This window comes from Arthrobacter sp. P1_B9 (assembly GCF_056406495.1).
On the sequence record NZ_JBFUAA010000007.1, the window covers coordinates 76,032 to 101,239 of the forward strand.

At 67.2% G+C, this 25,208-nt stretch carries 23 protein-coding genes; 15 read left to right on the top strand and 8 right to left on the bottom strand.

Features of this window, described 5'->3' with window-relative positions:
* Positions 1 to 135 precede the first annotated feature (135 nt).
* Positions 136 to 1,326, top strand: coding sequence for an acyl-CoA dehydrogenase family protein (locus AC1D1A_RS11620; protein WP_476947781.1), 1,191 nt, complete (start codon positions 136 to 138; stop codon positions 1,324 to 1,326).
* Positions 1,327 to 1,405: 79 nt separating this feature from the next.
* On the opposite strand, the gene AC1D1A_RS11625 is transcribed toward AC1D1A_RS11620, so the two are convergent.
* A complete protein-coding gene (locus AC1D1A_RS11625; RefSeq protein WP_476871566.1) occupies positions 1,406 to 2,059 on the bottom strand; it encodes a M23 family metallopeptidase in 654 nt (217 codons plus the stop codon).
* A gap of 475 nt (positions 2,060 to 2,534) precedes the next feature.
* On the opposite strand from AC1D1A_RS11625, the gene rpsB reads away from it, so the two are divergent.
* From rpsB to AC1D1A_RS11655, 6 genes are all read left to right on the top strand, one after another.
* Positions 2,535 to 3,434, top strand: a complete 900-nt coding sequence (rpsB, locus tag AC1D1A_RS11630) for a 30S ribosomal protein S2 (protein WP_476849393.1) — start codon at positions 2,535 to 2,537, stop codon at positions 3,432 to 3,434.
* Positions 3,435 to 3,567: 133 nt separating this feature from the next.
* Complete coding sequence (gene tsf, locus AC1D1A_RS11635; protein ID WP_026538253.1) at positions 3,568 to 4,404, top strand: translation elongation factor Ts; 837 nt, start codon at positions 3,568 to 3,570, stop codon at positions 4,402 to 4,404.
* A gap of 174 nt (positions 4,405 to 4,578) precedes the next feature.
* The gene (gene pyrH / locus AC1D1A_RS11640) at positions 4,579 to 5,316 is read left to right on the top strand and encodes a UMP kinase (RefSeq protein ID WP_018774549.1); all 738 of its coding nucleotides are present in this window, start codon (positions 4,579 to 4,581) and stop codon (positions 5,314 to 5,316) included.
* Positions 5,317 to 5,450: 134 nt separating this feature from the next.
* A complete protein-coding gene (gene frr / locus AC1D1A_RS11645; protein ID WP_476947782.1) occupies positions 5,451 to 6,008 on the top strand; it encodes a ribosome recycling factor in 558 nt (185 codons plus the stop codon).
* Positions 6,008 to 6,928, top strand: coding sequence for a phosphatidate cytidylyltransferase (locus AC1D1A_RS11650; protein WP_079551459.1), 921 nt, complete (start codon positions 6,008 to 6,010; stop codon positions 6,926 to 6,928). Before frr ends, AC1D1A_RS11650 begins: the two co-directional genes overlap by 1 nt.
* A gap of 31 nt (positions 6,929 to 6,959) precedes the next feature.
* Entirely contained in the window at positions 6,960 to 7,586 is a 627-nt protein-coding gene (locus tag AC1D1A_RS11655) for a DivIVA domain-containing protein (RefSeq protein ID WP_476849395.1), read from the top strand.
* 28 nt (positions 7,587 to 7,614) lie between these two features.
* Here the strand turns inward: AC1D1A_RS11655 and AC1D1A_RS11660 are convergent, their stop codons facing one another.
* The 4 genes from AC1D1A_RS11660 to AC1D1A_RS11675 all read right to left on the bottom strand — a co-directional run bounded on the left by AC1D1A_RS11660 (position 7,615) and on the right by AC1D1A_RS11675 (position 11,570).
* Positions 7,615 to 9,081 carry a sodium/solute symporter gene (locus tag AC1D1A_RS11660; protein WP_476887213.1) on the bottom strand — a complete coding sequence of 489 codons (1,467 nt, stop codon included), beginning with the start codon at positions 9,079 to 9,081 and terminating at the stop codon, positions 7,615 to 7,617.
* Positions 9,082 to 9,172: 91 nt separating this feature from the next.
* On the bottom strand, positions 9,173 to 9,595 hold the full coding sequence (locus AC1D1A_RS11665) for a DUF485 domain-containing protein (RefSeq protein WP_476947783.1): 423 nt from the start codon (positions 9,593 to 9,595) through the stop codon (positions 9,173 to 9,175).
* The gene (locus tag AC1D1A_RS11670; RefSeq protein ID WP_476947784.1) at positions 9,592 to 10,311 is read right to left on the bottom strand and encodes a LytR/AlgR family response regulator transcription factor; all 720 of its coding nucleotides are present in this window, start codon (positions 10,309 to 10,311) and stop codon (positions 9,592 to 9,594) included. Before AC1D1A_RS11670 ends, AC1D1A_RS11665 begins: the two co-directional genes overlap by 4 nt.
* 41 nt (positions 10,312 to 10,352) lie before the next feature.
* Positions 10,353 to 11,570, bottom strand: coding sequence for a sensor histidine kinase (locus tag AC1D1A_RS11675; RefSeq protein WP_476947785.1), 1,218 nt, complete (start codon positions 11,568 to 11,570; stop codon positions 10,353 to 10,355).
* A 260-nt stretch (positions 11,571 to 11,830) separates the two neighbouring features.
* Between AC1D1A_RS11675 and AC1D1A_RS11680 the strand changes: the two genes are divergently transcribed.
* Complete coding sequence (locus AC1D1A_RS11680; RefSeq protein WP_079551449.1) at positions 11,831 to 12,211, top strand: DUF485 domain-containing protein; 381 nt, start codon at positions 11,831 to 11,833, stop codon at positions 12,209 to 12,211.
* The gene (locus tag AC1D1A_RS11685) at positions 12,208 to 13,824 is read left to right on the top strand and encodes a solute symporter family protein (protein ID WP_026266623.1); all 1,617 of its coding nucleotides are present in this window, start codon (positions 12,208 to 12,210) and stop codon (positions 13,822 to 13,824) included. The genes AC1D1A_RS11680 and AC1D1A_RS11685 overlap by 4 nt, the downstream gene beginning before the upstream one ends.
* Before the next feature lie 83 nt (positions 13,825 to 13,907).
* On the opposite strand, the gene AC1D1A_RS11690 is transcribed toward AC1D1A_RS11685, so the two are convergent.
* Positions 13,908 to 14,621 carry a hypothetical protein gene (locus tag AC1D1A_RS11690; RefSeq protein WP_476947786.1) on the bottom strand — a complete coding sequence of 238 codons (714 nt, stop codon included), beginning with the start codon at positions 14,619 to 14,621 and terminating at the stop codon, positions 13,908 to 13,910.
* 135 nt (positions 14,622 to 14,756) lie between these two features.
* Positions 14,757 to 15,230, bottom strand: coding sequence for an Lrp/AsnC family transcriptional regulator (locus AC1D1A_RS11695; protein ID WP_026266622.1), 474 nt, complete (start codon positions 15,228 to 15,230; stop codon positions 14,757 to 14,759).
* Between the two features lie 195 nt (positions 15,231 to 15,425).
* On the opposite strand from AC1D1A_RS11695, the gene pdhA reads away from it, so the two are divergent.
* From pdhA to AC1D1A_RS11710, 3 genes are read left to right on the top strand one after another with little or no spacing between them, the layout of a single operon-like run.
* Positions 15,426 to 16,604 (top strand): pyruvate dehydrogenase (acetyl-transferring) E1 component subunit alpha, encoded by a 1,179-nt coding sequence (gene pdhA, locus AC1D1A_RS11700; RefSeq protein WP_374706662.1) that lies wholly within the window; start codon positions 15,426 to 15,428, stop codon positions 16,602 to 16,604.
* Complete coding sequence (locus AC1D1A_RS11705) at positions 16,604 to 17,614, top strand: alpha-ketoacid dehydrogenase subunit beta (protein ID WP_476849401.1); 1,011 nt, start codon at positions 16,604 to 16,606, stop codon at positions 17,612 to 17,614. The genes pdhA and AC1D1A_RS11705 overlap by 1 nt, the downstream gene beginning before the upstream one ends.
* On the top strand, positions 17,611 to 19,029 hold the full coding sequence (locus AC1D1A_RS11710; protein WP_476947787.1) for a dihydrolipoamide acetyltransferase family protein: 1,419 nt from the start codon (positions 17,611 to 17,613) through the stop codon (positions 19,027 to 19,029). Before AC1D1A_RS11705 ends, AC1D1A_RS11710 begins: the two co-directional genes overlap by 4 nt.
* 236 nt (positions 19,030 to 19,265) lie before the next feature.
* Here AC1D1A_RS11710 and AC1D1A_RS11715 read toward each other — a convergent pair whose 3' ends face one another.
* Positions 19,266 to 19,937 carry an SACE_7040 family transcriptional regulator gene (locus tag AC1D1A_RS11715; RefSeq protein WP_476856469.1) on the bottom strand — a complete coding sequence of 224 codons (672 nt, stop codon included), beginning with the start codon at positions 19,935 to 19,937 and terminating at the stop codon, positions 19,266 to 19,268.
* 160 nt (positions 19,938 to 20,097) lie between these two features.
* On the opposite strand from AC1D1A_RS11715, the gene AC1D1A_RS11720 reads away from it, so the two are divergent.
* The 3 genes from AC1D1A_RS11720 (at position 20,098) to AC1D1A_RS11730 (ending at position 25,206) form a co-directional block, all read left to right on the top strand.
* A complete protein-coding gene (locus AC1D1A_RS11720) occupies positions 20,098 to 21,705 on the top strand; it encodes a carboxyl transferase domain-containing protein (RefSeq protein ID WP_476849404.1) in 1,608 nt (535 codons plus the stop codon).
* Positions 21,706 to 21,712: 7 nt separating this feature from the next.
* Positions 21,713 to 23,938 (top strand): acetyl/propionyl/methylcrotonyl-CoA carboxylase subunit alpha, encoded by a 2,226-nt coding sequence (locus tag AC1D1A_RS11725; protein WP_476947788.1) that lies wholly within the window; start codon positions 21,713 to 21,715, stop codon positions 23,936 to 23,938.
* A 104-nt stretch (positions 23,939 to 24,042) separates the two neighbouring features.
* Positions 24,043 to 25,206: an acyl-CoA dehydrogenase family protein gene (locus AC1D1A_RS11730; RefSeq protein WP_223914042.1), complete on the top strand. Its 1,164-nt coding sequence runs from the start codon at positions 24,043 to 24,045 to the stop codon at positions 25,204 to 25,206.
* Positions 25,207 to 25,208 lie beyond the last annotated feature (2 nt).

A 25,208-nucleotide genomic window follows, 5' to 3' on the forward strand; every position in this document is an offset into this window, starting at 1 on the left:
GCTCCCTTTTTGTCGGGCTTCGTTGGGCCGGCACTTGCAGGCGTCCCGACACTGAGATAAGTTACTGATCAGTAACATATTGCCGGCGCGAAGCCCGCGCCCTTTTGGTCCCCGCTGATCGAGTGAAGGAACACCATGTCCAAAGCTGCCATCGACATCCACAACCTGCCCTACGCCGATGGCGATTTCTTTGCGTTCGAGCAGCTGCTCAGCGCCAAGGAGCAGGACAGGCTGGCCGAAGTCCGCGAGTTCCTCACCCGCGAAGTCCGGCCGATCGCCGTCGATTGCTGGAATCGCGCGGAGTTCCCCATGGAGTTGATCCCGAAGCTCGCCCAAATCGACCTGGTCAGCCCCGTCCGGAGGCAGGGCTACTCGAACCTCTTCGCAGGCATCCTGCACGCGGAGGCCACCCGCGCCGACACGTCGATCGCGACGTTCATGGGCGTCCACGACGGGCTCTTCACGGGCTCCATCGAAGCCCTTGCCTCCCAGGAGCAGCAGGACGCGTGGCTTCCCGAGATCTACTCGCTCAAGAAGATCGGCGCCTTCGGCCTCACCGAACCCCTGGGCGGCTCCGACGTCGCCGGCGGTACGCGCACCACGGCACGGCGCGACGGCGATAACTGGATCCTCAATGGAGCCAAGCGCTGGATCGGCAACGCGACTTTCTCCGACTGGGTGGTCATCTACGCCCGCGATGTCGACGACAACCAGGTCAAAGGGTTCCTCGTGGACACCAGGACCGAGGGATACAGTGCCGTGAAAATCGAGAACAAGATCTCGCTGCGCACGGTGCAGAACGCTGACATCACGCTCGACAACGTTGTGGTGCCGGAGTTCTTCAAGCTCGCCAACGCCAACAGCTTCCGCGACACCAACAAGGTCCTGAAAGTCACCCGCCTGGCCGTGGCCTGGCAAGCGGTGGGCCAGCAGCTCGCGGCCTTCGACGTCGCCCGGCGCTACGCCGTGGAACGCAGCCAGTTCGGCCGTCCGATTGCCTCCTTCCAGCTGATCCAGCACCAGCTCGTGCAGATCCTCGGCAATGCGGTCAGCTCCATGGGCATGATGGTGAGGCTTTCCCAGCTGGAGGACGCGGGGGAGGCGAAGGACGAGCAGTCCGCGCTGGCCAAGGCCTTCACCACCGCGCGGATGCGCGAAAGCGTGGCCCTGGGCCGGAGTATCCTCGGCGGGAACGGGATCGTGACGGACTTCGAGATGGCCAAAGTCTTTGCGGACGCCGAAGCCATCTACTCCTATGAGGGCACGCACGAAATCAACACCCTCGTCACCGGCCGGGCTATCACGGGCATTTCAGCGATCGTCTGACGGGCGCCAAACGGTCGCCGCGGCTGCCCGCGGGCGTCAATGGACGATCCGCGCATCAAAGACGGCGCCAAATGCTGCATCACGGACCCGGATTCAGGGGCGGGAGCAGAACCGACGGCCGAAGGTCCATCACGAAAGCCAGCGGGTTGACGTAGTCTTCGCCGCGGCGGACGCCCCAGTGGAGGCAGGGCGGGGCCGGGCCGCAGTGGCCGGTCTGCACCTGCCCCAGGACATCGCCCTCCGCCACGGCGGACCCTGCCCTCAGTGAACTCGCTACCGGCTCGAAACTGCTGCGCAGCCCGTTGCCGTGATCGATCGTGATGACCGGCCGGTCCACCACCGTCCCGACAAAGCTCACCGTCCCGGCGGCGGGCGACTTGAGCGGGGCGTCATCGAAGGCCGCCTCAAGATCGACGCCGCGGTGACCGCTGAGCCACGGCTTGGCCGGGGGATCGAAGGCGCGGAGCACCGCCGGCCGCGGGCTCAGCGGCCAGCTCCAGGCAGACGCAGGGACCGGTCCCGCCCTCGGGGAGCCCCGGCCGGAGGAAACCGCAGCCCGGGCGGCGGCGTAGCCGGCGTCTGTAGCGTCGGCGTCGGCGGCGGAGACATGGGCAGCGGCGGAGACATCGGCGTCGGCGGTGATGGGGGGAGGTGCCAGGAACGTGGCCAGGAACAATGCCGCCAGGAGCTGTGCTGCCAGGAGCAATGCACGCAGGCCAAGTGGGAGCTTCATGGCCCCAGCCTGCCAAGGCGGCACCCCGGGCGGAATCTCCCGCCATGGCTATGTGGATAAGGTGCCCGCCGGCCCCGCCAAAGCCCCCGAACCCCGCACCGCTGCCGTGGCAAAACCGTCCTCCTGGGCGGGGTCGCTGTAGTACACTTGGTGGAGCAGTTTGCTGTGCCCTCACGCTTGTAAGTCGCGATATTCGTGATTGCCGAAGCCGGCACGCCTCATTCAGGGGTGCGGGGGAGCAGCAGCTGACTACGCGTATCCAGCCCTCCTCAAAAGAAGCCTGAAACTTCTGATGCGGAGGACTGCGCCTCCTGCGGTCCGTTCCACATGGCATGTCCATATGGCGCGGATGGGAAGCGCGGTGGATGCCAGGAGCAACGCCCGCCCCGGGCGAATGCTAAACAACCGTCAACTATTGGCAGGGTAAGAGGGCCATGGGCTCTCTCATGAATGACCTGCCGGAAGGAGCGTCGGCATGCCCGTCGTAACTATGCGCCAGCTGCTTGACAGCGGCGTCCACTTTGGACACCAGACCCGCCGTTGGAACCCGAAGATGAAGCGCTTCATCTTCACGGAGCGCAACGGTATCTACATCATTGACCTGCAGCAGTCGCTGTCCTACATCGACCGTGCCTACGAGTTCGTGAAGGCCACCGTTGCACACGGCGGCACCGTTCTCTTCGTCGGCACCAAGAAGCAGGCGCAGGAATCCATCGCCGAGCAGGCCACCCGCGTTGGCCAGCCGTACGTCAACCAGCGTTGGCTCGGCGGTATGCTGACCAACTTCCAGACGGTCTCCAAGCGCATCCAGCGCATGAAGGAACTCGAAGAGATCGACTTCGACGACGTCGCCGGTTCGGCTTACACCAAGAAGGAACTGCTGCTCCTTCGCCGCGAACTCACCAAGCTGGAAACCAACCTCGGTGGTATCCGCAACCTGACCAAGGCGCCGTCCGCGCTGTGGATCGTCGACACCAAGAAGGAACACCTTGCTGTCGACGAGGCCAAGAAGCTGAACATCCCGGTTGTGGCCATCCTGGACACCAACTGCGATCCCGACGAAGTCGACTTCCCGATCCCGGGTAACGACGACGCCATCCGCTCCGTCAACCTGCTGACCCGCGTTGTCGCCGACGCCGTTGCTGAGGGCCTCATCGCCCGTAACCAGCGCGCCACCGGCACCACGGAAGCTCCGGAAGAGCCGCTGGCCGAGTGGGAGCGCGAGCTCCTCGAAGGCAACAAGGCTGAAGCTGCTGCAGCGCCCGCCGCTGAGGCTGCACCGGCTGCTGACGAAGCACCGGCCGCCGAAGCTGCTCCGGCCGCTGAGGACGCACCGGCTGCTGAAGAAGCACCGGCCGCCGACGAAGCCAAGTAGTCAGACAAGTAAATCTGGATCTCCCCACATGCGCTCAGCTGCATAGGGGGTACCGACAGGATGGCCGCTCACTCGGTGAGCAGCCGTCCTGTCGGTCCGTACACCACATAAATTTCTAGACAGAGGGGTTCACATGGCGAACTACACTGCCGCTGATATCAAGGCTCTGCGCGAGCGCACTGGCGCCGGCATGATGGATGTCAAGAAGGCTCTTGACGAAGCCAACGGTGACGCCGAGAAGGCCATCGAAATCATCCGCATCAAGGGCCTGAAGGGCGCCACCAAGCGCGAAGGCCGCTCCACCGCCGAAGGCCTGGTTGCCGCCAAGGTCGCCAACGGCGTCGGCGTGATGATCGAAGTCAACTGCGAGACCGACTTCGTCGCGAAGGCTGACAAGTTCATCCAGCTGGCCGACAAGGTCCTGGCTGTGGCCGTCGAGTCCGGCGCTGCCGACCTCGAGACCCTGCTCGCCACCGAGGTCGACGGCAAGCCGCTGTCCGAGGTCGTCATCGAAGAGGGCGCCGTTCTGGGCGAGAAGGTTGTTGTCCGCCGCATCTCCCGCATCGAGGGCGCCACGGTCGACGCTTACCTGCACAAGACCTCCAAGGACCTCCCGGCCCAGGTCGGCGTGCTGTTCGCTGTTGACGGCGAAGGCGAAGCGGCTGCCACCGCAGCCCACGACGTCGCCGTTCACGTCGCCGCCATGGCTCCGAACTATCTCACCCGTGAGGACGTTCCGGCCGAGCTCGTCGAGTCCGAGCGCCGCATCGCCGAGGAAACGGCCAAGGCCGAGGGCAAGCCCGAAGCCGCGATGACCAAGATCGTCGAAGGCCGCGTTACCGGCTTCTACAAGGGCGAGGTCCTCGTTGACCAGGCATTCGCTAAGGATGCCAAGAAGTCTGTCGCACAGGTCCTCGAAGAAGCCGGCGTCAAGGCAACTGCCTTCACGCGCTTCCGCGTCGGTTCCTAGTCAGACTGGCCAGACACCAGTCAGGCACTAGCCAGACACGCTAAGGGGGTGGTCACCACGGTGGCCACCCCTTTTGCATGCACCCGTGAGGCGCCGTTTCCGGTCACGGCCGGAATGCCGCCTTGGGCGCCCAGCACGATAACCTAACTCAGAGTTCACCAACGGGAAGGCACCATGGAAACCGTCACCACTTCAGCCCAGCCAAAGAAGAACAGGCGCCGCGTCCTCTTGAAGCTCTCCGGCGAGGTCTTCGGCGGTGGAAAACTGGGCGTCGACCCGGATACCGTCCGCGGCGTGGCCAAGCAGATCGCCGCAGCAGTTCCCGACGTGGAGGTCGCAATCGTCGTCGGCGGAGGCAACTTCTTCCGCGGAGCCGAACTGTCCCAGAGCGGCATGGACCGCTCCCGCGCCGACTACATGGGCATGCTCGGAACCGTCATGAACTGCCTCGCGCTCCAGGACTTCCTTGAGCAGGCCGGGGTGGAAACGCGCGTGCAGAGCGCCATCACCATGGGCCAGGTTGCCGAGGCCTACATCCCCCGCCGCGCCATCCGCCACATGGAAAAGGGCCGGGTTGTCATCTTCGGCGCCGGCGCCGGCCTGCCGTACTTCTCCACGGACACCGTGGCCGCCCAGCGCGCCATGGAGGTCCACGCCGACGTCGTCCTGATGGCCAAGAGCGGGGTCGACGGCGTCTACACCGCCGACCCGAAGAAGGACCCGACGGCGGAGAAACTGCACCGCCTCAGCTACGACGACGCGCTCCGCCGCGACATCCGCGTGATGGACCAGACCGCGATGACCATGTGCAAGGACAACAACCTCACAATGGTGGTCTTCGGCATGGAAGGCGAGGGCAACGTCACCCGCGCCATCCGGGGCGAAGACCTGGGCACCGTCGTCACCCCCTAGCAGCGGCTAGGATGTTTTCAGGACCTTTCCGCCGCCAGGCGGAAGACAAAAGCGCCCGGCGGAATACGGCAGGCGCACAAAGAAGACGTGCCGCGCCCCGGCCCCCGGGACGCACCAATTTCTGAGGAGAGACCGTGATCGAAGAAACCTTGCTCGAAGCCGGGGACAAGATGGACAAGGCAGTTGAGGTAGCCAAGGAAGACTTCGCCTCGATCCGGACCGGCCGCGCGACGCCTGGCCTGTACAACAAGGTCATCGTCGAGTACTACGGCACGCCGACGCCGCTGCAGCAGCTGGCCTCCTTCGCGGTCCCGGATGCCCGCACCATCCTCGTCACCCCGTACGACAAGACGGCCCTGCGCGACATCGAACGTGCCCTCAGCGACTCCGAGGTCGGCGCCAACCCGTCCAACGACGGCAACGTCATCCGGATCACCATTCCCGAGCTGACGTCCGAACGGCGCAAGGAATACGTCAAGATCGTCAAGTCCAAGGGTGAGGACGCGAAGGTGTCCATCCGCAACATCCGCCGTAAAGCGAAGGAAACGCTGGACAAGCTCGTCAAGGACGGCGACGCCGGCGAAGACGAAGGCGCGCGCGGTGAGAAGGAACTCGACGCCATGACCAAGGCACACGTGKACGGGATCGACGAGCTGCTCAAGCGCAAGGAAGCTGAGCTGCTCGAGGTCTGATGAATCAGGCACAGGAGGCCTCCGGGCCGCGCGCCCGGAGGCGGGGGAAGCAGCGCGAGAACCCAACGCCCAAAGCGGGCCGGAACCTGCCCGCCGCTACCGTGGTGGGCGTTGGCATGCTGGTGTGCGTCCTCGGCGGCCTGCTGTTCCTTCCGCTGGGCTTCGTCCTGGTGACCGCCACCTTTGCGATCTTCGGCGTCTGGGAGATCTTCCGTGCGCTGGAGGCCGCAGGCACCCGCCTGCCGATCGTGCCGGTGATGGTCGGCACGGTCGCCATGCCGATCGCCGCCTACTTCGGCGGCCTCGAAAGCCTGCTCTTCGCCATGCTCGTCAGCAGCGTGGCGGTGCTGTTGTGGCGGACCCTGGAGGGCGCCGCCGGTTCGGCGCGGAGCATTTTCGCAGGGGTCTTCACCCTGTCCTGGGTGCCGTTCCTGATCAGCTTTGCGGCGCTGCTGCTGCACACCGCCGACGGCGAGACGCCGGTAGGCCTGTGGCCTGACGGGGTGATTCCGGCGGGTGCGTGGGAAATCGCGACCCTGCTGCTTTTGGTGGTGGCCAACGACACCTTCGGTTACCTCGTGGGCGCATCCCTGGGCAAGCATCCGATGGCCCCCAAGATCAGCCCCAAGAAGACCTGGGAAGGCTTCGCCGGCTCGATCGCCGGGGCCGTCGTCGTGGGCGTGCTCGCCATGATCTTCGTGCTGGGCGAACCGTGGTGGTTCGGCGTCGTGCTCGCCGTGGGCATGGTGGCAGCCGCCACCGCCGGCGACCTCGCCGAATCCATGGTCAAGCGCGAGCTCGGCATCAAGGACATGAGCAGCATCCTCCCCGGACACGGAGGCGTCATGGACCGGCTGGACTCGATTGTCTTCGCCTCGCCGGTGGCGTTCATCCTGTTCTCGGCCCTCACCGCCGCCTAGAAGCACCGGACCAGCACTTCCGGCGCCTAGAATGGTGCCGAGCAAACCAGCCGAACGGCATCAAAGGAACAAAGTAACAGTGGACATTCAACGGCAGATTCCTGCGTCTTTTGACCGCGTGCAGCGGAACCAGTATGGCTACAACGCCAGGCAGGTCGACGATTTCCTGCAGCGCGCACGGGTGTCATTCGAAGCTCCGTCCTCGGCCTCCCGCGCCATCAAGAGCTCGGACGTCCGCGTCGTGTCCTTCGATCCCGTGAAGGGCGGCTACGCCGCCGCCGGCGTGGACGCCGCGCTGGACCGGCTCGAAGACGCCCTCGCCCGGCGTGAGCGCGATGAGCTCGTTGCCGAACGCGGCGAAGATGCCTGGCTGCGCGAAATCGGCCGGCTCGCGGGCGTCCTGCGCGGCCGCCTGCACCGCCCGGACGGCCAACGCTTCCGGCGCCCGTCCAAGCCCAAGGCCCGCAGCTACAACACCACCGACGTCGACGACCTCTGCCACGAGCTGATCGGCTACCTCGAGGAGGACCAGCCGCTGAGCGTGGACAACGTCCGGCGCGCCGTGTTCCGTCCCGCCGTGGGCCGGGAGGGCTACGAGGAAAGCCAGGTCGACGCATTCCTGGAGCGCGCCGTCGAGCTCATGGCGGCCATCGACTAGTCACACCCCGCCCGGAGCCCCGCCAGGGTCACCGTTCCGTCGCGAGCGGCCGTTCCGGGGTGTGCAGCCGGGTCATCAGCCGTGTCATTGTCCGCGGCACCCGGCCCCGCGTGGCCCGCGACACCAGGATCGTGACGGCGAACGCGGCCGGTACCGTCCACGCGGCCGGCTGCGCCAGCCACGACGGCGTCTGCGCAGCACCCAGCACCGAGCCGGCCACCATCGCACTGCCGCAGAGCACGCCGCCGGTCGCCATGCCCGCGATTGCCCCGGCGTCCGTCAGTCCCCGCCACCAAATGCCCAGCAGCAGGACAGGGCAGATCGTGGACGCGGTAAAGGCAAACACGAGCCCCACGCTGCCGGCCAGTGCCAGCGACTCGGTCATCGACGCGATTCCCAGAGGCACCAGCGCCGAGATCAGCGCTGCCAGCCGGAAGCCCCGCACGCTGCCGCCGAACACGTCCTGGCTGATAACGCCGGCCAGAGAGACCACCAGGCCCGACGTCGTCGACAGGAACGCCCCAAACGCCCCCGCCACCACCAGCGCAGAGAGCAGGTCGCCGGCCGCCCCGCCCACCAGGCGGCCAGGCAGCAGCAGGACCAGGGCATCGGCCGGCCCGCTTTGGGCGAGGTCGGGGGCGTAGGCCCGGCCGATCATGCCGTAGGCCGTGGGGAACAGATAGAAGACCGAGAGCAGGCCCAGGACAATCAGGGTGGTGCGGCGGGCCGACTGTCCGTCCGGATTTGTGTAGAACCGGACCAGCACGTGCGGCAGGCCGAGGGTTCCGAAGAGCAGGGCCACGAGCAGCGAAATGACCTGATAGGGGCCCGAGGGTGCCAGCGCCGTCGGATTCACCGCGGGGGCTGCCTCCGCCGGGGAGCTGTTGCCGCCCAGCACCAGCAGCATGAACACGATGGGCACCGCCACCGCCGTCAGTTTCAGCCAGTACTGGAACGCCTGGACAAACGTGATGGAGCGCATCCCGCCCGCCACCACGGTGATGCAGACGACGGCGACCACCGCCACCGGGCCTACCCACGCCGGCAGCCCGGTGGTGATCCGGATGGCCAGGGCGGCGCCGTGGAGTTGCGGGACGATGTAGAGCCAGCCGACCAGGACCACCACCAGGCTTGTGACGCGGCGGACGGCACGCGAATCGAGGCGCGCCTCGGTGAAGTCAGGGATCGTGTAGGCGCCCGAGCGGCGCAGGGGAGCGGCGACGAACAAGAGCAGCATCAGGTATCCGGCCGTGTACCCCACCGGATACCACAGGGCGTCGGTACCGGAGAGCAGGATGAGCCCGGCGACCCCCAGGAAGCTCGCGGCCGAGAGGTACTCCCCGCCGATTGCTGAGGCGTTCCACCACGGCTTGACCGTCCGGGACGCCACGTAGAAGTCCCCGGTGGTGCGCGAGATCCGCAACCCGTAGAAACCAATCACAGCCGTGGCGAGGGAGACGGCGGCGAACGCCGCGACGCCGACGACGGGGTTCACCGGCCGTTCACCCGGCCGCGTGGGTGGCCGCCCACCGGGCCCCGTACGTGGCCGCCCGCCGGGCCGTTCACGTGGGTCCTCACCTGTTCGGTCATTTGTCGCCGGCGAGGTCCCGGTAGCGGGCCTCGTTCCTGGCCGCGGTCCGCACGTACAGCCAGGCACTGAGGCCGATCACGGGATAGATCCCGGCCCCCAGCAGGACCCAGTCGAAGGGAAGGCCGGCAATCGTGGAGTCCGCCAGGCCGGGGACCAGCCCCAGCATCAGCGGGAAGGCGAGCATGATCAGCAGGAATCCCAGGGCCACCACGAGGCCCAGCCGGAGCTGGGACCGGATGAGCGAACGGACGAACAACTGCCCGGCGTCGGTCTCCTCCTCCGCTTCGCGGGAGGCTGCCGCGGAGCGCCCGCCGTTCAGGGCGGCGCTGTTTGCTGCGGTGCTGTTTGGTGCGGTGCCGTTTGGTGTGGCGCTGTTTGGTGTGACGTTGCGCGGCGCCGTGACCCGGACCCTTGTCATGCCTGCGGCCGGATACGGGTTGCGCCGAGCTTTTCCCGGACAGCAGGCAGGTGCCGGCGGCTGATAGGCAGTTCAGCTCCAGCCACGGTGACGCTGGGCCGCGCTGCGGCGAGCTTCAAGTGGCTGACGTGGCCCAGCGCGATCAGGTAGGAGCGGTGGATGCGGACGAATCCGGCGTCGGCCCACTGCTGTTCGAGGTCCGCCAGCGGAACCCTGATGAGGTAGCTGGCATCGGCGGTGTGCAGCCGGGCGTAATCACCCTGCGCCTGGACGTAGGTCACGTCCTCGCGACGGATCATTTTGGTGGTCCCGCCCAGGTCCACGGTGATCATTTCGGGTGCAGGGGCACCATCCTTGAGCAGTTCGCTGATGCGTCCGATCGACTTTGCCAGCCTTTCGGCCCGCACGGGCTTGAGGAGGTAGTCCACGGCCGCGAGCTCGAAGGCCTCCAGCGCGCAGTCCTCGTCGGCAGTGACGAAAACGACGGCGGGCGGGCGGGCGCTGCGGGAGATGGCCCGCGCAATGTCCAGCCCGGACAGCGCCGGCATGTGGATGTCGAGGAACACGGCGTCGACGTCTTCGGCCTCGAGGGCACGCAGGGCCTCGGCGCCCGAGGAAGCCCGGTGGATGGCGCCGATCCGGTCATCCCGGCCGAGCAGGAAGGCCAGTTCCTCAACGGCGGGGAGCTCGTCGTCGGCGACGAGGACGTTAATCATGGCTCTAGCGTACTGCCGCAGGCATTCTTGCCCGACCGGAATCAGGCATCGTGCCGGGGCTGGGACTTGGGGACGCGCATCGTGATCAGGGTGCCTTCGCCGGGCGCGGTCTCGATCACGAGGCCGTTGTCGTCGCCGTACACCTGGCGCAGGCGGGCGTCGACGTTGCGCAGCCCGACGTGGTCGCCGTCGCTGTGCCCGGCAAGGACAGCGCGCAGCTGGTCGGGGTCCATGCCCACGCCGTCGTCCTCGATCGTCACTTCCGCGAAGGCACCGGAGTCATTCGCAGTGATGGAGATGTGGCCCGGGCCCTCCTTGGCCTCCAGCCCGTGCCGGACCGCGTTTTCCACGAGCGGCTGCAGGCTCAGGAAGGGGATCACGGTGCTGAGCACCTCGGGAGCGATCCGCAGGCTGACCTGGACGCGGTCCCCGAACCGGGCCCGCTCCAGGAGCAGGTAGCGGTCGATGCAGCGCAGTTCCTCGGCCAGGGTGGTGAAGTCGCCGTGGCGGCGGAAGGAGTAGCGGGTGAAATCGGCGAACTCCACCACGAGCTCGCGCGCCCGGACCGGATCCGTGTTGATGAAGGATGCGATCGCGTTGAGCGAGTTGTAGATGAAGTGCGGACTGATCTGGGCGCGGAGGGCGCGGACCTCGGCTTCCATCAGGAGCGTGCGGGAGGCGTCGAGCTCGGCCAGTTCCACCTGCGTGGCCACCCAGTCAGCCACCTCCCCGGTGGCGCGGACCAGTCCCGCCCCGGCGGCCGGCGCGAAGGCGGCCACCACACCCACCACACGCGTGCCGGTTTTGATCGGGGCGATCACGACGGCGCGCTCCACCTCCGGCGCCAGCGTCATGCCGCCGACGCCAGCGGCCAGGAGCTGGAGTTCGCCCGCCGGAATGACGGCGAGGTGGCCGCCGTCGAACACTTTTGACGCGAGCCCCATCAGGGCAGGCTTGAGCTCCTCGGCGGCGCCGTCCCACGCGAGCACGCCGGTTGTATCGGTGATGGCGAGGGCATCGCAGCCCAGGATGCTGCGCAGCTGTTTGCTGGCCTTGGCCGCACCGGCAGGGTTCAGGCCGGTCCGCAGGTACTGGCCGGCCCGGGACGCGGCGTGGAGCGTCGTGTAAGTGGCGCGCTCGGCATCGGTGCCGAGGTCGCGGAAGGAGCGGAGGACCTGGAGCCCGACGGCGACGACCACCGTGATCGCCATGGCGATCACCGCGACGGCGGCGGCGGTGAACAGGGGAGAGTCCGGCATGATGCCCAGCCTACCGCCGGTGCCGGGGCTGACGGCTCTGGCACGTGCCCGGACAACGATGGCCGCGAAACAGGTGTATCGGGCGCCGTTTGGCGCAGCGCCGGGACCGCTGAGCGACGCAGGCTGCCCCGGCTGTGGTAGGTAGCCCACGTCACGGTGCACAGTGATTGCAGTCACATCGGCAGGATGGGTTGCAGGGTGCGTCCCGCGCAGACCACGGCAACCGGTGTGGACTCACCAGTCTCAATGAGGAGGAACCGATGGGTCACGACGCCCAAGAAACGGACGCTGCGGCGGCCGTGGACTTCAAGGAAGTCCAGTCGACGGAGCAGTTCCAGGAACTGCGCACCCGTCACCGCAGCTTTGTCTTCCCGCTATCCATTGCCTTTCTGCTCTGGTACTTCGCCTATGTCCTGCTGGCCGACTACGCGGTCGGATTCATGTCGATCAAGCTTTGGGGCAACATCAACGTCGGCCTGATCCTGGGCCTGCTGCAGTTTGTCTCCACGTTCGCGATCACCGGCTGGTACGTCAGCTATTCGAACCGCAAGCTGGACCCCATTGCCTCCGAGATCCGCCAGGAAATCGAGGGGCACGAATTCGACAAGCACGGCAACCCGGTTGGGGGGACAGCAAAATGACACTCATGGTTCCCGCGGTCAATGTCGCGGATCTCAAGGACACCACCCTGCTGAACATGGGCATCTTCGCCCTCTTCGTCGCGATCACCATGGTCATTGTGATCAGGGCCAGCCGCAACAACAAGACGGCGGCCGACTACTACGCGGCCGGACGTTCCTTCACGGGCCCGCAGAACGGCACCGCCATCGCCGGCGACTACCTCTCCGCAGCGTCCTTCCTGGGCATCACCGGAGCCATCGCCATCAACGGCTACGACGGCTTCATGTATTCCATCGGCTTCCTCGTGGCGTGGCTCGTCGCCTTGCTGCTCGTCGCCGAGCTGCTCCGCAACACCGGCAAGTTCACCATGGCCGATGTCCTCTCCTTCCGGCTCAAGCAGCGCCCCGTGCGCATCGCGGCAGCCATCTCCACGCTGGCCGTCTGCTTCTTCTACCTGCTGGCCCAGATGGCCGGTGCCGGCAGCCTCATCTCGCTGCTCCTGGGCATCAGTGACTGGGGCGGACAAGCCCTGGTGATCATCGTCGTCGGCGCCCTGATGATCATGTACGTCCTGATCGGCGGCATGAAGGGCACCACCTGGGTGCAGATCATCAAGGCCATGCTCCTGATCGCCGGAGCCGCTGTCATGACCTTCTGGGTCCTCGCGATCTACGGCTTCAACCTCTCGGATCTGCTGGGCGGCGCGGTGGAAACCTCGGGCAACCCGAACCTGCTCAACCCGGGACTGCAGTACGGCAAGACGGAGACCTCCAAGGTCGACTTCCTGTCCCTCGGCCTGGCCCTGGTGCTCGGCACCGCAGCCCTGCCGCACGTGCTGATGCGCTTCTACACGGTTCCGACCGCAAAGGAAGCCCGAAAGTCCGTGGTGTGGTCCATCTGGCTCATCGGCATCTTCTACCTGTTCACCCTGGTCCTGGGCTACGGCGCGGCTGCGCTGGTGGGTGCCGACACCATCAAGGCAGCCCCGGGCGGCGTCAACTCGGCCGCGCCGCTGCTCGCCTTCCACCTCGGCGGTCCGCTGCTCCTGGGCTTCATCTCGGCGGTGGCCTTCGCGACCATCCTGGCCGTCGTCGCCGGCCTGACGATCACCGCGGCGGCATCCTTCGCCCACGACATCTACGCCAGCGTCATCGCCAAGGGGAAGGCCGACGCCGCCACCGAGGTCAAGGTTGCCCGCCGCACCGTGGTGGTGATCGGGCTGCTGGCCATCGCCGGCGGCATCTTCGCCAACGGACAAAATGTCGCGTTCCTCGTGGCGCTCGCCTTCGCCGTGGCTGCCTCCGCCAACCTTCCGACCATCCTCTACTCGCTGTTCTGGCGCCGGTTCACCACCCAGGGAGCCCTGTGGAGCATGTACGGCGGATTGTCCGCGGCCATCATCCTGATTGCGCTCTCCCCGGTGGTTTCCGGGGCCAAGACGTCGATGATCCCCGGCGCCAACTTCGCCATCTTCCCGCTAAGCAACCCGGGCATCGTCTCCATCCCGCTCGCGTTCTTCCTGGGCTGGCTGGGCACCGTCCTGGACAAGCGGAAGGAAGACGCCACAAAGCAGGCCGAAATGGAGGTCCGTTCCCTGACCGGGGTGGGCGCCGAAAAGGCTACCAACCACTAGGAAGGCTGCACCAGCAGAGAAGCTCCCGTGCAGCAGCACGGGAGCTTCTCTGTGGATGGGCGCTTCGACAGGGTTTTTCGAGGTCAGCGCTGAGGCCTCAGCCGAATGTTCACCATCTTCAGCTCGTCGTGCCCCTCGAAACGGTAGGCCAGCTCCACACTTTTCGTGTCGCAGTCGATCGTTCCGGCGACGTCGGCGGCGTTGGAGCCGTTGTTGGAGCTGACGTTGAGGCTTGAAAAGTTCGGTTTACAGCTGCCGTCAAGCTCCAGGCTCTGCACGCCCGCGGCGAACTCCTCCGGCGAAATCTTCCGCATGAGGGCCGGATCCAGGTACTTCTCGTAGGCGGTGCTGACCTCACCGGCGATGAGCAGCTTCGTGAAATCGTCAGCGATGCCCCGTGCCTGGTTGGTGGCTCCGCCCACCACGTTGAGCAGGACGACGGCGCCGGCACTTACCAGCAGGAGCACACCGCCGACGATCCCGAGGACAATCCACAGGGCCTTGCGGCTCTTTTTCGGGGGCGGCTGGGCGGCGCCGCCGTAGTAGGGCGGCGGCTGCCCCGGACCGCCGTAGTACGGAGGTGCGCCGTCGGCGGGTGGCGGGTAGCTGGGTGCCGCGCCGGTCGCCGGTGGCGGGTAGCTGGGTGCCGCGTAGTTGGGCACCGCGGCGTCGGCGGGTGGCCCGGGCGGCGGGGCGTAGTACGGAACGGGCGGCTGGCCGGGCGCCGGGTGGCCGGCTGCAGGCTCATGCCCGGGCTGCGGCGGTACCGGGCGGTGTGGTTCCTCGGGACTGCTCACGGTTCAAGCCTTTCCGGCAGTCCAGACAAGCCACTGCCTGTTGCACTGGGCCGCGTGCGCGGACCCAAGGACTCAGGGGGACCCAACGGACACAGCCTAGCGCCGCGGCCGCCCACGGCACAGATGAAAAGCGGATCAGTTATCGGCGGATCCGCGCTCCAGCAGGGGCTGGATCCGGAACGGGATCAGCTCGCCCATCGCCAGTGCGGTATCGGTCCGGTCCACGCCGTCGCAGGCCAGTATCTTGCCGTTGATCCGGAACAGGTCCTCGGCGTCGAGCGCCACCACCCGCAGGAGCAGATCGGCCGAGCCCGTCAGGCCGTAGCCCTCCAGGATTTCCGGAATCCCGGCGAGCTCGACGGCGAGGGGTCCGAGTTTCTGTTGCTGGACGTGGACGGAGATGAAAGCCATCAGCGGGTACCCCAGGGACACCGGGTTGATCCGCCGCTCGAAGGAGAGGAACACGTGCTTCTTCTCCAGCTGGGCCATCCTGGCCTGCACCGTATTGCGCGAGAGTCCGAGCTTCTGGGCGAGGGCAACCACGGTCCGGCGGGGGTCCCGCGCCATGGCCGAAAGCAGGCGGGTGTCAGTGCCATCCAAGGTTTGCATAATGCGCAAGATTAGCACGGTTGGCGGACACCAAACAGGGCATAATGCTCAATATTTTTGCGGGTGGTTGTACCCGATGAGCATTGTGAGTAGGGTCACAATTATCCGGGGCAACGGCGCCCGGGCGGCTGGCGCGCCGCGGGATCACGAGTCCTGCGAGTTCCGGTCAGACGACGTCAGAAGGTGCGGACAACAGTGTTTACCGACGACGCGGGCAAGGGCGGCATTGCCGCCGGGGGCCCCGGAAACAGTGAAAATTCTATGAGGCGGACGGGCGGCGACCTCGTCCAGCTCATCACCCCGGCGGGCGAGCGCATCAGCCATCCCGAGTTCGATCCCTGGCTCCAGGACGTCAGCGATGAGCAGCTCTGCGCGCTCTATGAGGACATGGTGGTCATCCGCCGGATCGATGCTGAAGCCACGGCCCTCCAGCGGCAGGGCGAACTGGCACTGTGGCCGCCACTGCTGGGCCAGGAAGCATCCCAGATCGGCTCGGCCCGTGCCCTCCGCGAGGACGACTTTGTCTTCCCCAGCTACCGCGACAACGGTGTCGCCTACTGCCGGGGAGTGAAGCCGGAGGACCTCGTCCGTGCCTGGCGTGGCAACGCCTCCGCCGGCTGGGACCCGTTCACCGTCAACGTTGCCACCCAGCAGATCATCATCGGCGCGCAGAGCCTGCACGCCACGGGCTACGCCATGGGCATCCAGAACGACGGCGCCGACTGTGTCGCCGTGGCCTACTTCGGCGACGGCGCCACGAGCGAAGGCGACGTCAACGAAGCCATGGTCTTCGCCGCGAGCTTCCAGGCGCCCGTCGTCTTCATCTGCCAGAACAACCACTGGGCCATTTCCGAACCCGTCCGGCTGCAGTCGCACATCCAGCTCGCGGACCGCGCCTCAGGCTTCGGCATCCCCAGCATGCGGGTCGACGGCAACGATGTCCTCGCCGTCATGGCAGCCACCCGCATTGCCCTGGACCGTGCCCGGCGCGGCGGCGGTCCCACCTTCATCGAGGCGGTGACCTACCGGATGGGCCCGCACACGACGGCGGACGACCCCACCCGCTACCGGGATGCCAACGAACTCGAGGACTGGGCCGCCAAGGACCCGATCAGCCGGATGAAGTCGCTGCTCGAGCGCAAGGGACTGCTGACCGCGGACCTCGAGGCCGCCGTCGCCGCGCAAGCTGACGCAGTGGCCAAGGAACTCCGGGCCGGCACCATCAACATGCCCGAGCCGCAGCCGCTGGATATCTTCAAGCACGTGTACAGCACGCCCAACTCCTGGCTGGACCGCCAGCAGGAGCACTACTCCCGTTACCTGGCTTCCTTCGGCGATCCCGCAGAAGCCGCTTCTGAAGAAGGTGCACGCTGATGACGCAGATGACCTTTGCCCGAGCCATCAATTCGGGCCTGCGCAAGTCCCTCGAAAACGATCCCAAGGTGGTCCTGATGGGCGAGGACATCGGCGCCCTTGGCGGTGTCTTCCGTGTCACCGACGGGCTGCAGAAAGACTTCGGCAAGCACCGCGTCGTGGACACCCCGCTCGCCGAATCGGGCATCATGGGCACCGCCGTCGGCCTGGCATACCGCGGGTACCGTCCGGTGGTGGAGATCCAGTTCGACGGTTTCATCTACCCGGCGTTCGACCAGATCGTCAGCCAGGTCGCCAAGATGCACTACCGCACCCAGGGCGCGGTCAAGATGCCCATCACCATCCGCGTCCCGTTCGGCGGCGGCATCGGCTCGCCGGAGCACCACTCGGAATCGCCCGAGGCCTACTTCACCCACACCTCGGGGCTGCGCGTGATCAGCGTGTCCAACCCCCAGGACGCCTACACCATGATCCAGCAGGCCATCGCCTCCGACGATCCCGTCCTGTACTTCGAGCCCAAGCGGCGCTACCACGACAAGGGCGAGGTGGACGAGAGCGTCGACCTGAGCTCCGCCCTGTCCATGGAAAAGGCCCGTGTTGTCACCGAGGGCACGGACGTCACCCTCGTGGCCTACGGCCCCCTGGTCAAAACCGCCCGCGACGCCGCCATGGCGGCCGCCGACGAAGGCATCTCGGTTGAGGTCATCGACCTGCGCTCGCTGGCACCACTGGACTTCGCCACACTTGAGGCCTCGGTCCGCAAGACCGGCCGTCTGGTCATCACGCACGAGGCCAGCCAGTCCGGCGGCCTCGGCGCCGAAGTCGCCGCGAGCATCACCGAGCGCTGCTTCTACCACCTCGAGGCCGCTCCCGTCCGCGTGACCGGCTTCGATGTTCCCTACCCTTACTCCAAGCTGGAAATGCACCACCTGCCGGGCCTTGACAGGATTCTCGACGGCGTCGACCGCGCCCTCGGCCGCCCCAACTCCCTCAGCGGGCTGGAAGGATGAGCGCCACCATGATCAAGGAATTCAGGCTCCCGGACCTCGGCGAGGGACTGACGGAATCGGAAATCGTCGCCTGGAAGGTCGCGGTAGGGGACACCGTCACCCTCAACCAGATCATCGCCGAGGTAGAGACGGCCAAGGCCGTCGTCGAGCTGCCCTCGCCGTTTGCCGGCGTCGTCGCGGCCCTGCACGAACAGCCCGGCACCGTTGTTGAGGTCGGGAAGCCGATCGTCTCCTTCGAGATCGAGGGCGACGACGGCGCCGCCGGTTCCGGCGGCGGTGTTGGTGCGGACGGGGCCGCAGACGGCAAGCGTGAGCCGAACCTCGTGGGCTATGGCGCCGTCCTCGAAGCGTCCGGCCGTCCGGCCCGCCGCGCCCGCACCTTCGCGGCCCCGGCGGCCCCTCCGGCCGTCGCGGCCGAGCCGGTGGCACCCGTACGTGCTGCTGAACCGGCCGTCTCTGCGCCGGCCGAATCCAAGCCGGTCGAAACCTCGGCGGCATCCGCGCCGGGGGAGCGCCCGCGGTCCACGCCTCCGGTGCGCAAGCTGGCCAAGGATCTCGGCGTCGACCTCGAGGCCGTGCCCGGTACCGGGGAGCGCGGGCTCATCACCCGCGACGATGTGCAGAACTTCGTCGGCGGCGGGGCCCTGCCCGCGGCCGCCCAGGAGCCCGCCGGTGCGACGGCGCAGGCCGCAGGGCTTGTCCAGGCCCCGGGCGAGCGCGAGACCCGCACGCCGATCAAGGGCGTGCGGAAGTTCACGGCCGCCGCCATGGTGGCCAGTGCCTTCACCGCGCCGCACGTCACCGAGTTCCTGACCGTCGACGTCACGCCCACGATGGAGCTGCTGGCACGGCTCAAGGCCAGTCGCGCGTTCGCCGGATACAAGCTCACCCCGCTGACGCTCGTGTCCAAGGCCGTGCTGATTGCGTTGCGCAACCACCCGACCCTCAACGCCCGCTGGGACGAGGCCAACCAGGAGATCGTCCAGTTCAACTACGTGAACCTGGGCATCGCGGCCGCGACCCCGCGGGGGCTGACGGTTCCGAACATCAAGGACGCGGACCGGATGTCCCTCATGGATCTCTCCTCGGCCCTGACGGAACTGACGGACACGGCCCGGGCCGGGAAGACAAGCCCTGAGGCGCTCTCCGGCGGCACGATCTCCATCACGAACATCGGCGTCTTCGGCATTGACGCCGGCACGCCCATCCTGAATCCGGGCGAGGCAGCCATCCTGGCCCTCGGCGCGGTCCGGAAGATGCCGTGGGAGTACAAGGACGAGGTCGCGCTGCGCCAGGTCATGACGCTCAGCCTGTCCTTCGACCACCGACTGGTCGACGGAGAGCAGGGCTCGCGGTTCCTCCAGGACCTCGGCGCCATGCTGGCCGATCCGGGCATGGTCCTCGCGATGGTCTAGGTCCCTCTACACAGCTGCCGGCTGCCCCGTCAGAAAGGAAGGGGCAGCCGGCAGCTTCGTGGTGTGCGGGCTACATTGGGCGGGGTTGTCGCCGTCCCGGGGCACATGGAGGACAATTTCGACGGCGGCGGCCCCGTTGACGGCGTGTCCGTGCCAAAGTCCCTCTGGGGTGGACACGTGGGCGGTGGGCACGTGGGCCCGTGGACCCGGGAGGGCGCCCGGGGCGGGGGAGTTGCTTAGCCGAGCGGCTCGGTGGGGGCCGGTGCCAGGAGCGCGGCCAGCGCCATGCTTTCCAGCAGCGGCCTCGCGCGGCGGACCCCGATCCGGCGCCCGTGGCTGCGCACCGAGTGCGGGGTCGAGTTGATCAGCCCGAACGTGGCATGCGCGCGCATCCGCAGTTCGGCGGCCTCCGTGCCCTCGTGCAGTCCGGCCAGCACGTCCACCCAGAGTTCGACATAGTTGCGCTGAAGCGTGCGGACCTCGGCCTGGTCCTCGCCGGCCAGGTTGCTGAAGTCCTGGTCCTGGACCCGGATGACGTCCGGGTTGCTCAGCGCAAAGTCGACGTGGAAGGCCACCAGCCCGCCCAACGCCGCCAGATCGCCGTCGGAATCGGCCACCACCCTGCGGCCGCCGTCGAGCAGGTCCTGGCTGACACTGAGCAGCAGGGCGCCGAGGACGGCCTGCTTGCCGGCGAAGTGACGGTAGACCGCCGGTCCGCTGACGCCGGCCGCGGCCCCGAGATCCTCCAGGGAAACGCGGTTGAAGCCCTCCAGGGCAAAGAGCGCAGCGGCGGCGGACAGGAGGGCCTGCCGTCTGTTCGCCTTGGCCTGGCTGCGCTGGGTTGAGGCTGCCTGGGGCGGGGCTGCCTGCGCTGACGGAAGCTGGGCAGTCTGGCTGGGCTCGGTCACCGGCGCATCCCCTCTTTACAAAATGATCCCTGTGTTGGACATCACAGTTAATAGAGACTAACCTAAATCTCAGTTATGCGGTACTAACCGAAATAGTCGGGCGGCCTGAGTTGCCGCTCCGGCGCGCAAGTCCGCGCAGGTCAGGGAACGGAAACAGTCAATGGAGACAATCGCCAGCCGGGTGGATGCGACGAGCACCGCCTACGCCGCGAACCGGGAGGCCCAACTGGGGCTGGCCGGCGAGCTGAGGGAACGGCTCGCCACCGCCGCGCTGGGCGGGCCCGCGAAGTCCCGGGAACGCCACGTGGCGCGCGGCAAGCTCCTGCCGCGCGAGCGCATTGACCAGCTGCTCGACGATGGCAGCCCCTTCCTGGAGATCGCCCCGCTGGCCGCGGACGGCATGTACGACGGCGACTCGCCCGGTGCCGGCGTCATTGCCGGCATCGGGCTGGTGCACGGCCGCCAGGTGCTGGTCATTTCCAACGACGCCACGGTCAAAGGCGGCACGTATTATCCGATGACGGTGAAGAAGCACCTCCGCGCGCAGGAAATCGCCCTGGAGAACCGGCTGCCCTGCATCTACCTCGTGGACTCCGGCGGGGCGTTCCTGCCCAAGCAGGACGAGGTCTTCCCGGACAAGGAACACTTCGGCCGGATCTTCTTCAACCAGGCGAGGATGTCCGCGGCGAAGATCCCGCAGATCGCCTCGGTCATGGGCTCCTGCACCGCCGGCGGCGCCTACGTTCCGGCGATGAGCGACGAGACCGTGATTGTCCGCAACCAGGGCACCATCTTCCTGGGCGGCCCGCCGCTGGTGAAGGCCGCGATCGGCGAGATCGTCACGGCGGAGGAACTCGGCGGAGGCGACGTGCACTCGAAGATCTCCGGGGTCACGGACCACCTGGCCGAGAACGATGAGCATGCCCTCCAGATCGTCCGGGACATCGTCTCCACCCTGCCGAAGCCTGCCGCGCCAGTCTGGGACGTGGACACCGTCGTCGAGCCCGTTGCCGACCCGGATGAGCTCTACGGTGCCGTGCCCACGGACGTCAACGCCCAGTACGACGTGCGTGAGGTCATCGCCCGGCTGGTCGATGGCAGCCGGTTCCATGAGTTCAAGAAGAACTACGGCACCACCCTGGTCACGGGCTTCGCCAAGCTGCACGGCCACCCGGTGGGCATCGTGGCGAACAACGGCGTGCTGTTCAGCGAGTCCTCGCTCAAGGGCGCGCACTTCATCGAACTGTGCGACCAGCGTGGCATCCCGCTGATCTTCCTGCAGAACCTCTCCGGCTTCATGGTCGGCAAGGACTACGAGCAGGGCGGCATCGCCAAGAATGGCGCCAAGATGGTCACCGCCGTCGCCACCGCCAGGGTCCCCAAGCTGACGGTCGTGATCGGCGGGTCCTTTGGCGCCGGCAACTACTCAATGTGCGGACGCGCCTACTCCCCGCGCTTCCTCTGGATGTGGCCGGCGTCGCGGATCTCCGTCATGGGCGGCAACCAGGCCTCCAGCGTGCTCGCCACCGTGAAGCGGGACCAGTACGAGGCCCGCGGCGAGGAATGGTCCGCCGCGGACGAGGAAGCCTTCAAGGCCCCCATCAAGCAGCAGTACGAGGACCAGGGCAGCCCTTACTACTCCACCGCCCGCCTCTGGGACGACGGCGTGATCGACCCCGCGGACACCCGCACCGTCCTGGGACTGGCGCTCGACGTCGTCTCCCGCACCCCGCTGCCGGAGACTTCCTTCGGCCTCTTCCGGATGTGAGCCAGCCATGAATCTTTCTTCGCCGACCATCTCTTCGCCCACCACGCCTTCCGTGGCCACTCCTCCAGCCACCCCCACAACCGGCACCCCGCTGTTCGGCACCGTGCTCGTCGCCAACCGCGGCGAAATCGCCTGCCGCGTCATCCGGACCCTGCGCGCCCTGGGCATCCGTTCGGTCGCCGTCTATTCCGACGCCGACGCCGACGCGCGGCACGTGCGGGAAGCCGACTTGGCGGTCCGGATCGGGCCCGCCGCGGCCACCGAGAGCTACCTCAAGATCGAGGCCATCATCCAGGCCTGCCGCGACACCGGCGCCGAGGCCGTGCACCCCGGCTACGGCTTCCTGAGCGAGAACGTCGACTTTGCCCGCGCCCTCGAAGCCGCCGGCATCACGTTCATCGGCCCCGGCGTCGAATCCCTGAACGTCATGGGCGACAAGATCCGCTCCAAGAACCACGTCACCGGCTACGGCGTCCCCGTGGTCCCGGGCATCGCTGAACCCGGCATGACCGACGCGCAGCTGATCGAGGCCGCGGCCGGCGTCGGCTTCCCGTTGCTGATCAAGCCCTCCGCCGGCGGCGGCGGCAAGGGCATGCACATCGTCGAACGCGCCGAGGACCTGGAAGCCACCCTGGCCACCGCACGCCGGGTCGCCGCGAGTGCTTTCGGCGACGACACCTTGTTCCTGGAACGGCTCGTGCTCACCCCGCGGCACATCGAGGTCCAGATCCTGGCGGACAACCACGGCAACGTCATCCACCTCGGGGAGCGCGAGTGCTCGCTGCAGCGCCGCCACCAGAAGGTCATCGAGGAAGCACCGTCCCCGCTGCTGGAATCCCTGCCCGACGGGGCGGAGATCCGCGCCCGGATCGGCGAAGCCGCCTGCCAGGCCGCGCGCAGCGTCCACTACTCCGGCGCCGGGACCGTGGAATTCCTGGTCTCGGACGCCGCCCCGGACGAGTTCTTCTTCATGGAGATGAACACCCGCCTGCAGGTCGAACACCCCGTCACCGAGATGGTCACCGGCATTGACCTCGTCGAATGGCAGGTGCGCATCGCCGCCGGCGAGGAACTCACGGTGACCCAGGCCGACGTCGTGCTGACCGGCCACTCGGTGGAGGCACGCGTCTACGCTGAGGTGCCAGAGAAGAACTTCCTGCCGTCCATCGGACAGGTCGTGCTGCTGGACGAACTGCCGGACACCGCGAGTGGCAAGGTCCGTGTCGACTCGGCCCTGCTGGAGGGCCTCCAAATCTCGAGCAGCTACGACCCGATGATTTCCAAGGTCATCGCGTGGGGCGAGGACCGGGCTGAGGCTTTGGACACCCTCGATGAGGCGCTCGCCGGGTATACCGCGCTGGGCATCGACACCAACGTCGAATACCTGCGGCTGCTGATCAACGACGCCGACGTCCGCGCCGGACGGCTCGACACCGGCCTGATCGAACGGAAAATGCCGGAGTTCTCCTTCCGGCACCCGGGCGACTTCGAGGTGGCCGCTGCTGCCGTCTTCGCCGCTGCGATGCACGAGCATGAAACGCAGGACGCCGGGACAGGCCCCTGGCATCTCGGTAACGGGTGGCGGCTCGGTGCAGCTGCCCCGCGCCGGATCAGCCTGGGGACCCCCGACGGCGGTATCGCCACGGTGCAGGTATCCGGCTCCTTGGCGCGGGGGACGGCGACCGTGGCAGTCAACGGCGGCCCGCGACGCCCGGCATCATTTCGGTCCACCAAGCGAGGCACCGCGGAGTTGACTCTGGGCGACGAATCCCGCAGCTACGCGCTGGCGCCTGTCCACCGCGGGCCCGTCCCCCCTGGCCCCGGCAACCCGATGCCAACGGAAGTGTTCCTCGGCAACGAGGGCTGGTCCTGCCGGCTCGAGGTGCTCACCCGGGAGACCCGGCTCGCCCGGGTGCTGGCCGCGATCGAACGCGAGGAAGGCGCCGCCGACCCGGCGGTGCGCTCGCCGATGCCCGGCACCGTGGTGTCGGTGTCCGTCGGCAACGGCGACGCCGTGGAGGCCGGCCAGGTCCTGCTCTCGGTGGAAGCCATGAAGATGGAGCACCAGCTCGTGGCGCCCCTGGACGGAACCGTCCACATCAGCGTCGGCTCCGGCGACCTCGTCAAGGCCGATCAGGTGGTGGCAACGATCCACCCCTCTGTTCCGACTGAACCCTCGAAAGCGGAGGACACGATCGAGGAAGCCGTCATCGCGATGGGCGCGGCCGAATGACCGAACCGCACTGATCCCACCGCCTCCACCACGGCACACCAACCCCGGCACACCCAACACCTTTCAACAGACCACCGATGTACCTCAGAAACAGGAGTCACCCCATGGCAGATTTTGAACTCAGCGAGGACTACCAGATCCTTAGCGACACCGTCCGCGAATTCGCCGACGAAGTGGTGGCCCCGGTCTCCGCCAAGCACGACGAAGAGCACAGCTTCCCCTACGAGGTCGTCTCCCAGATGGCGGACATGGGCCTGTTCGGCCTGCCCTTCCCGGAAGAGTTCGGCGGCATGGGCGGGGACTACTTCGCCCTGGCCCTGGCCCTGGAACAGCTCGGCCGGGTGGACCAGTCTGTCGCGATCACCCTCGAGGCCGGCGTCTCGCTCGGTGCGATGCCGATCCACCGCTTCGGGAATGAGGCGCAGAAGCAGGAATGGCTGCCGCTGCTGGCCTCCGGCAAGGCGCTCGCCGGCTTCGGCCTGACCGAGCCGGAAGCCGGCTCGGACGCCGGCGGCACCAAGACCACCGCCAAGCTGGGCGGTGGTGAGTGGGTCATCAACGGCAACAAGGAGTTCATCACCAACTCCGGCACGGACATCACCAGGCTCGTCACCGTCACCGCGGTGACCGGCCAGGAGGAACGCGCGGACGGCAGCATCAAGAAGGAAATCTCCACCATCCTGGTGCCCACCAACACTCCGGGCTTCACAGCGGAAAAGGCCTACAACAAGGTCGGCTGGAACGCCTCGGACACCCACCCGCTGACGTTCAACAACGTCCACGTCCCCGAGGAGAACCTGCTCGGCACCCAGGGCCGCGGCTACGCCAACTTCCTCTCCATCCTGGACGAAGGCCGGATCGCGATCGCGGCCCTGGCCGTCGGCGCGGCCCAGGGCTGCGTGGACCAGTCGGTGAAATACGCCAAGGAACGCAGCGCGTTCGGGCAGAACATCGGCAAATACCAGGCCATCGCATTTAAGATCGCCCGGATGGAAGCCCGCGCCCACACGGCCCGCCTGGCCTACTACGACGCGGCCGCCCGGATGCTTGCCGGCAAGCCGTTCAAGACGCAGGCGGCCATCGCTAAGATGGTCGCAGGCGAGGCAGCCATGGACAACGCGCGGGACGCCACCCAGGTGTTCGGCGGCTATGGCTTCATCAACGAATTCACCGTGGCGCGCCACTACCGCGACTCCAAGATCCTTGAAGTCGGCGAGGGCACCACGGAGGTCCAGCTGATGCTGATCGCCCGCGAACTGGGACTGTAGCC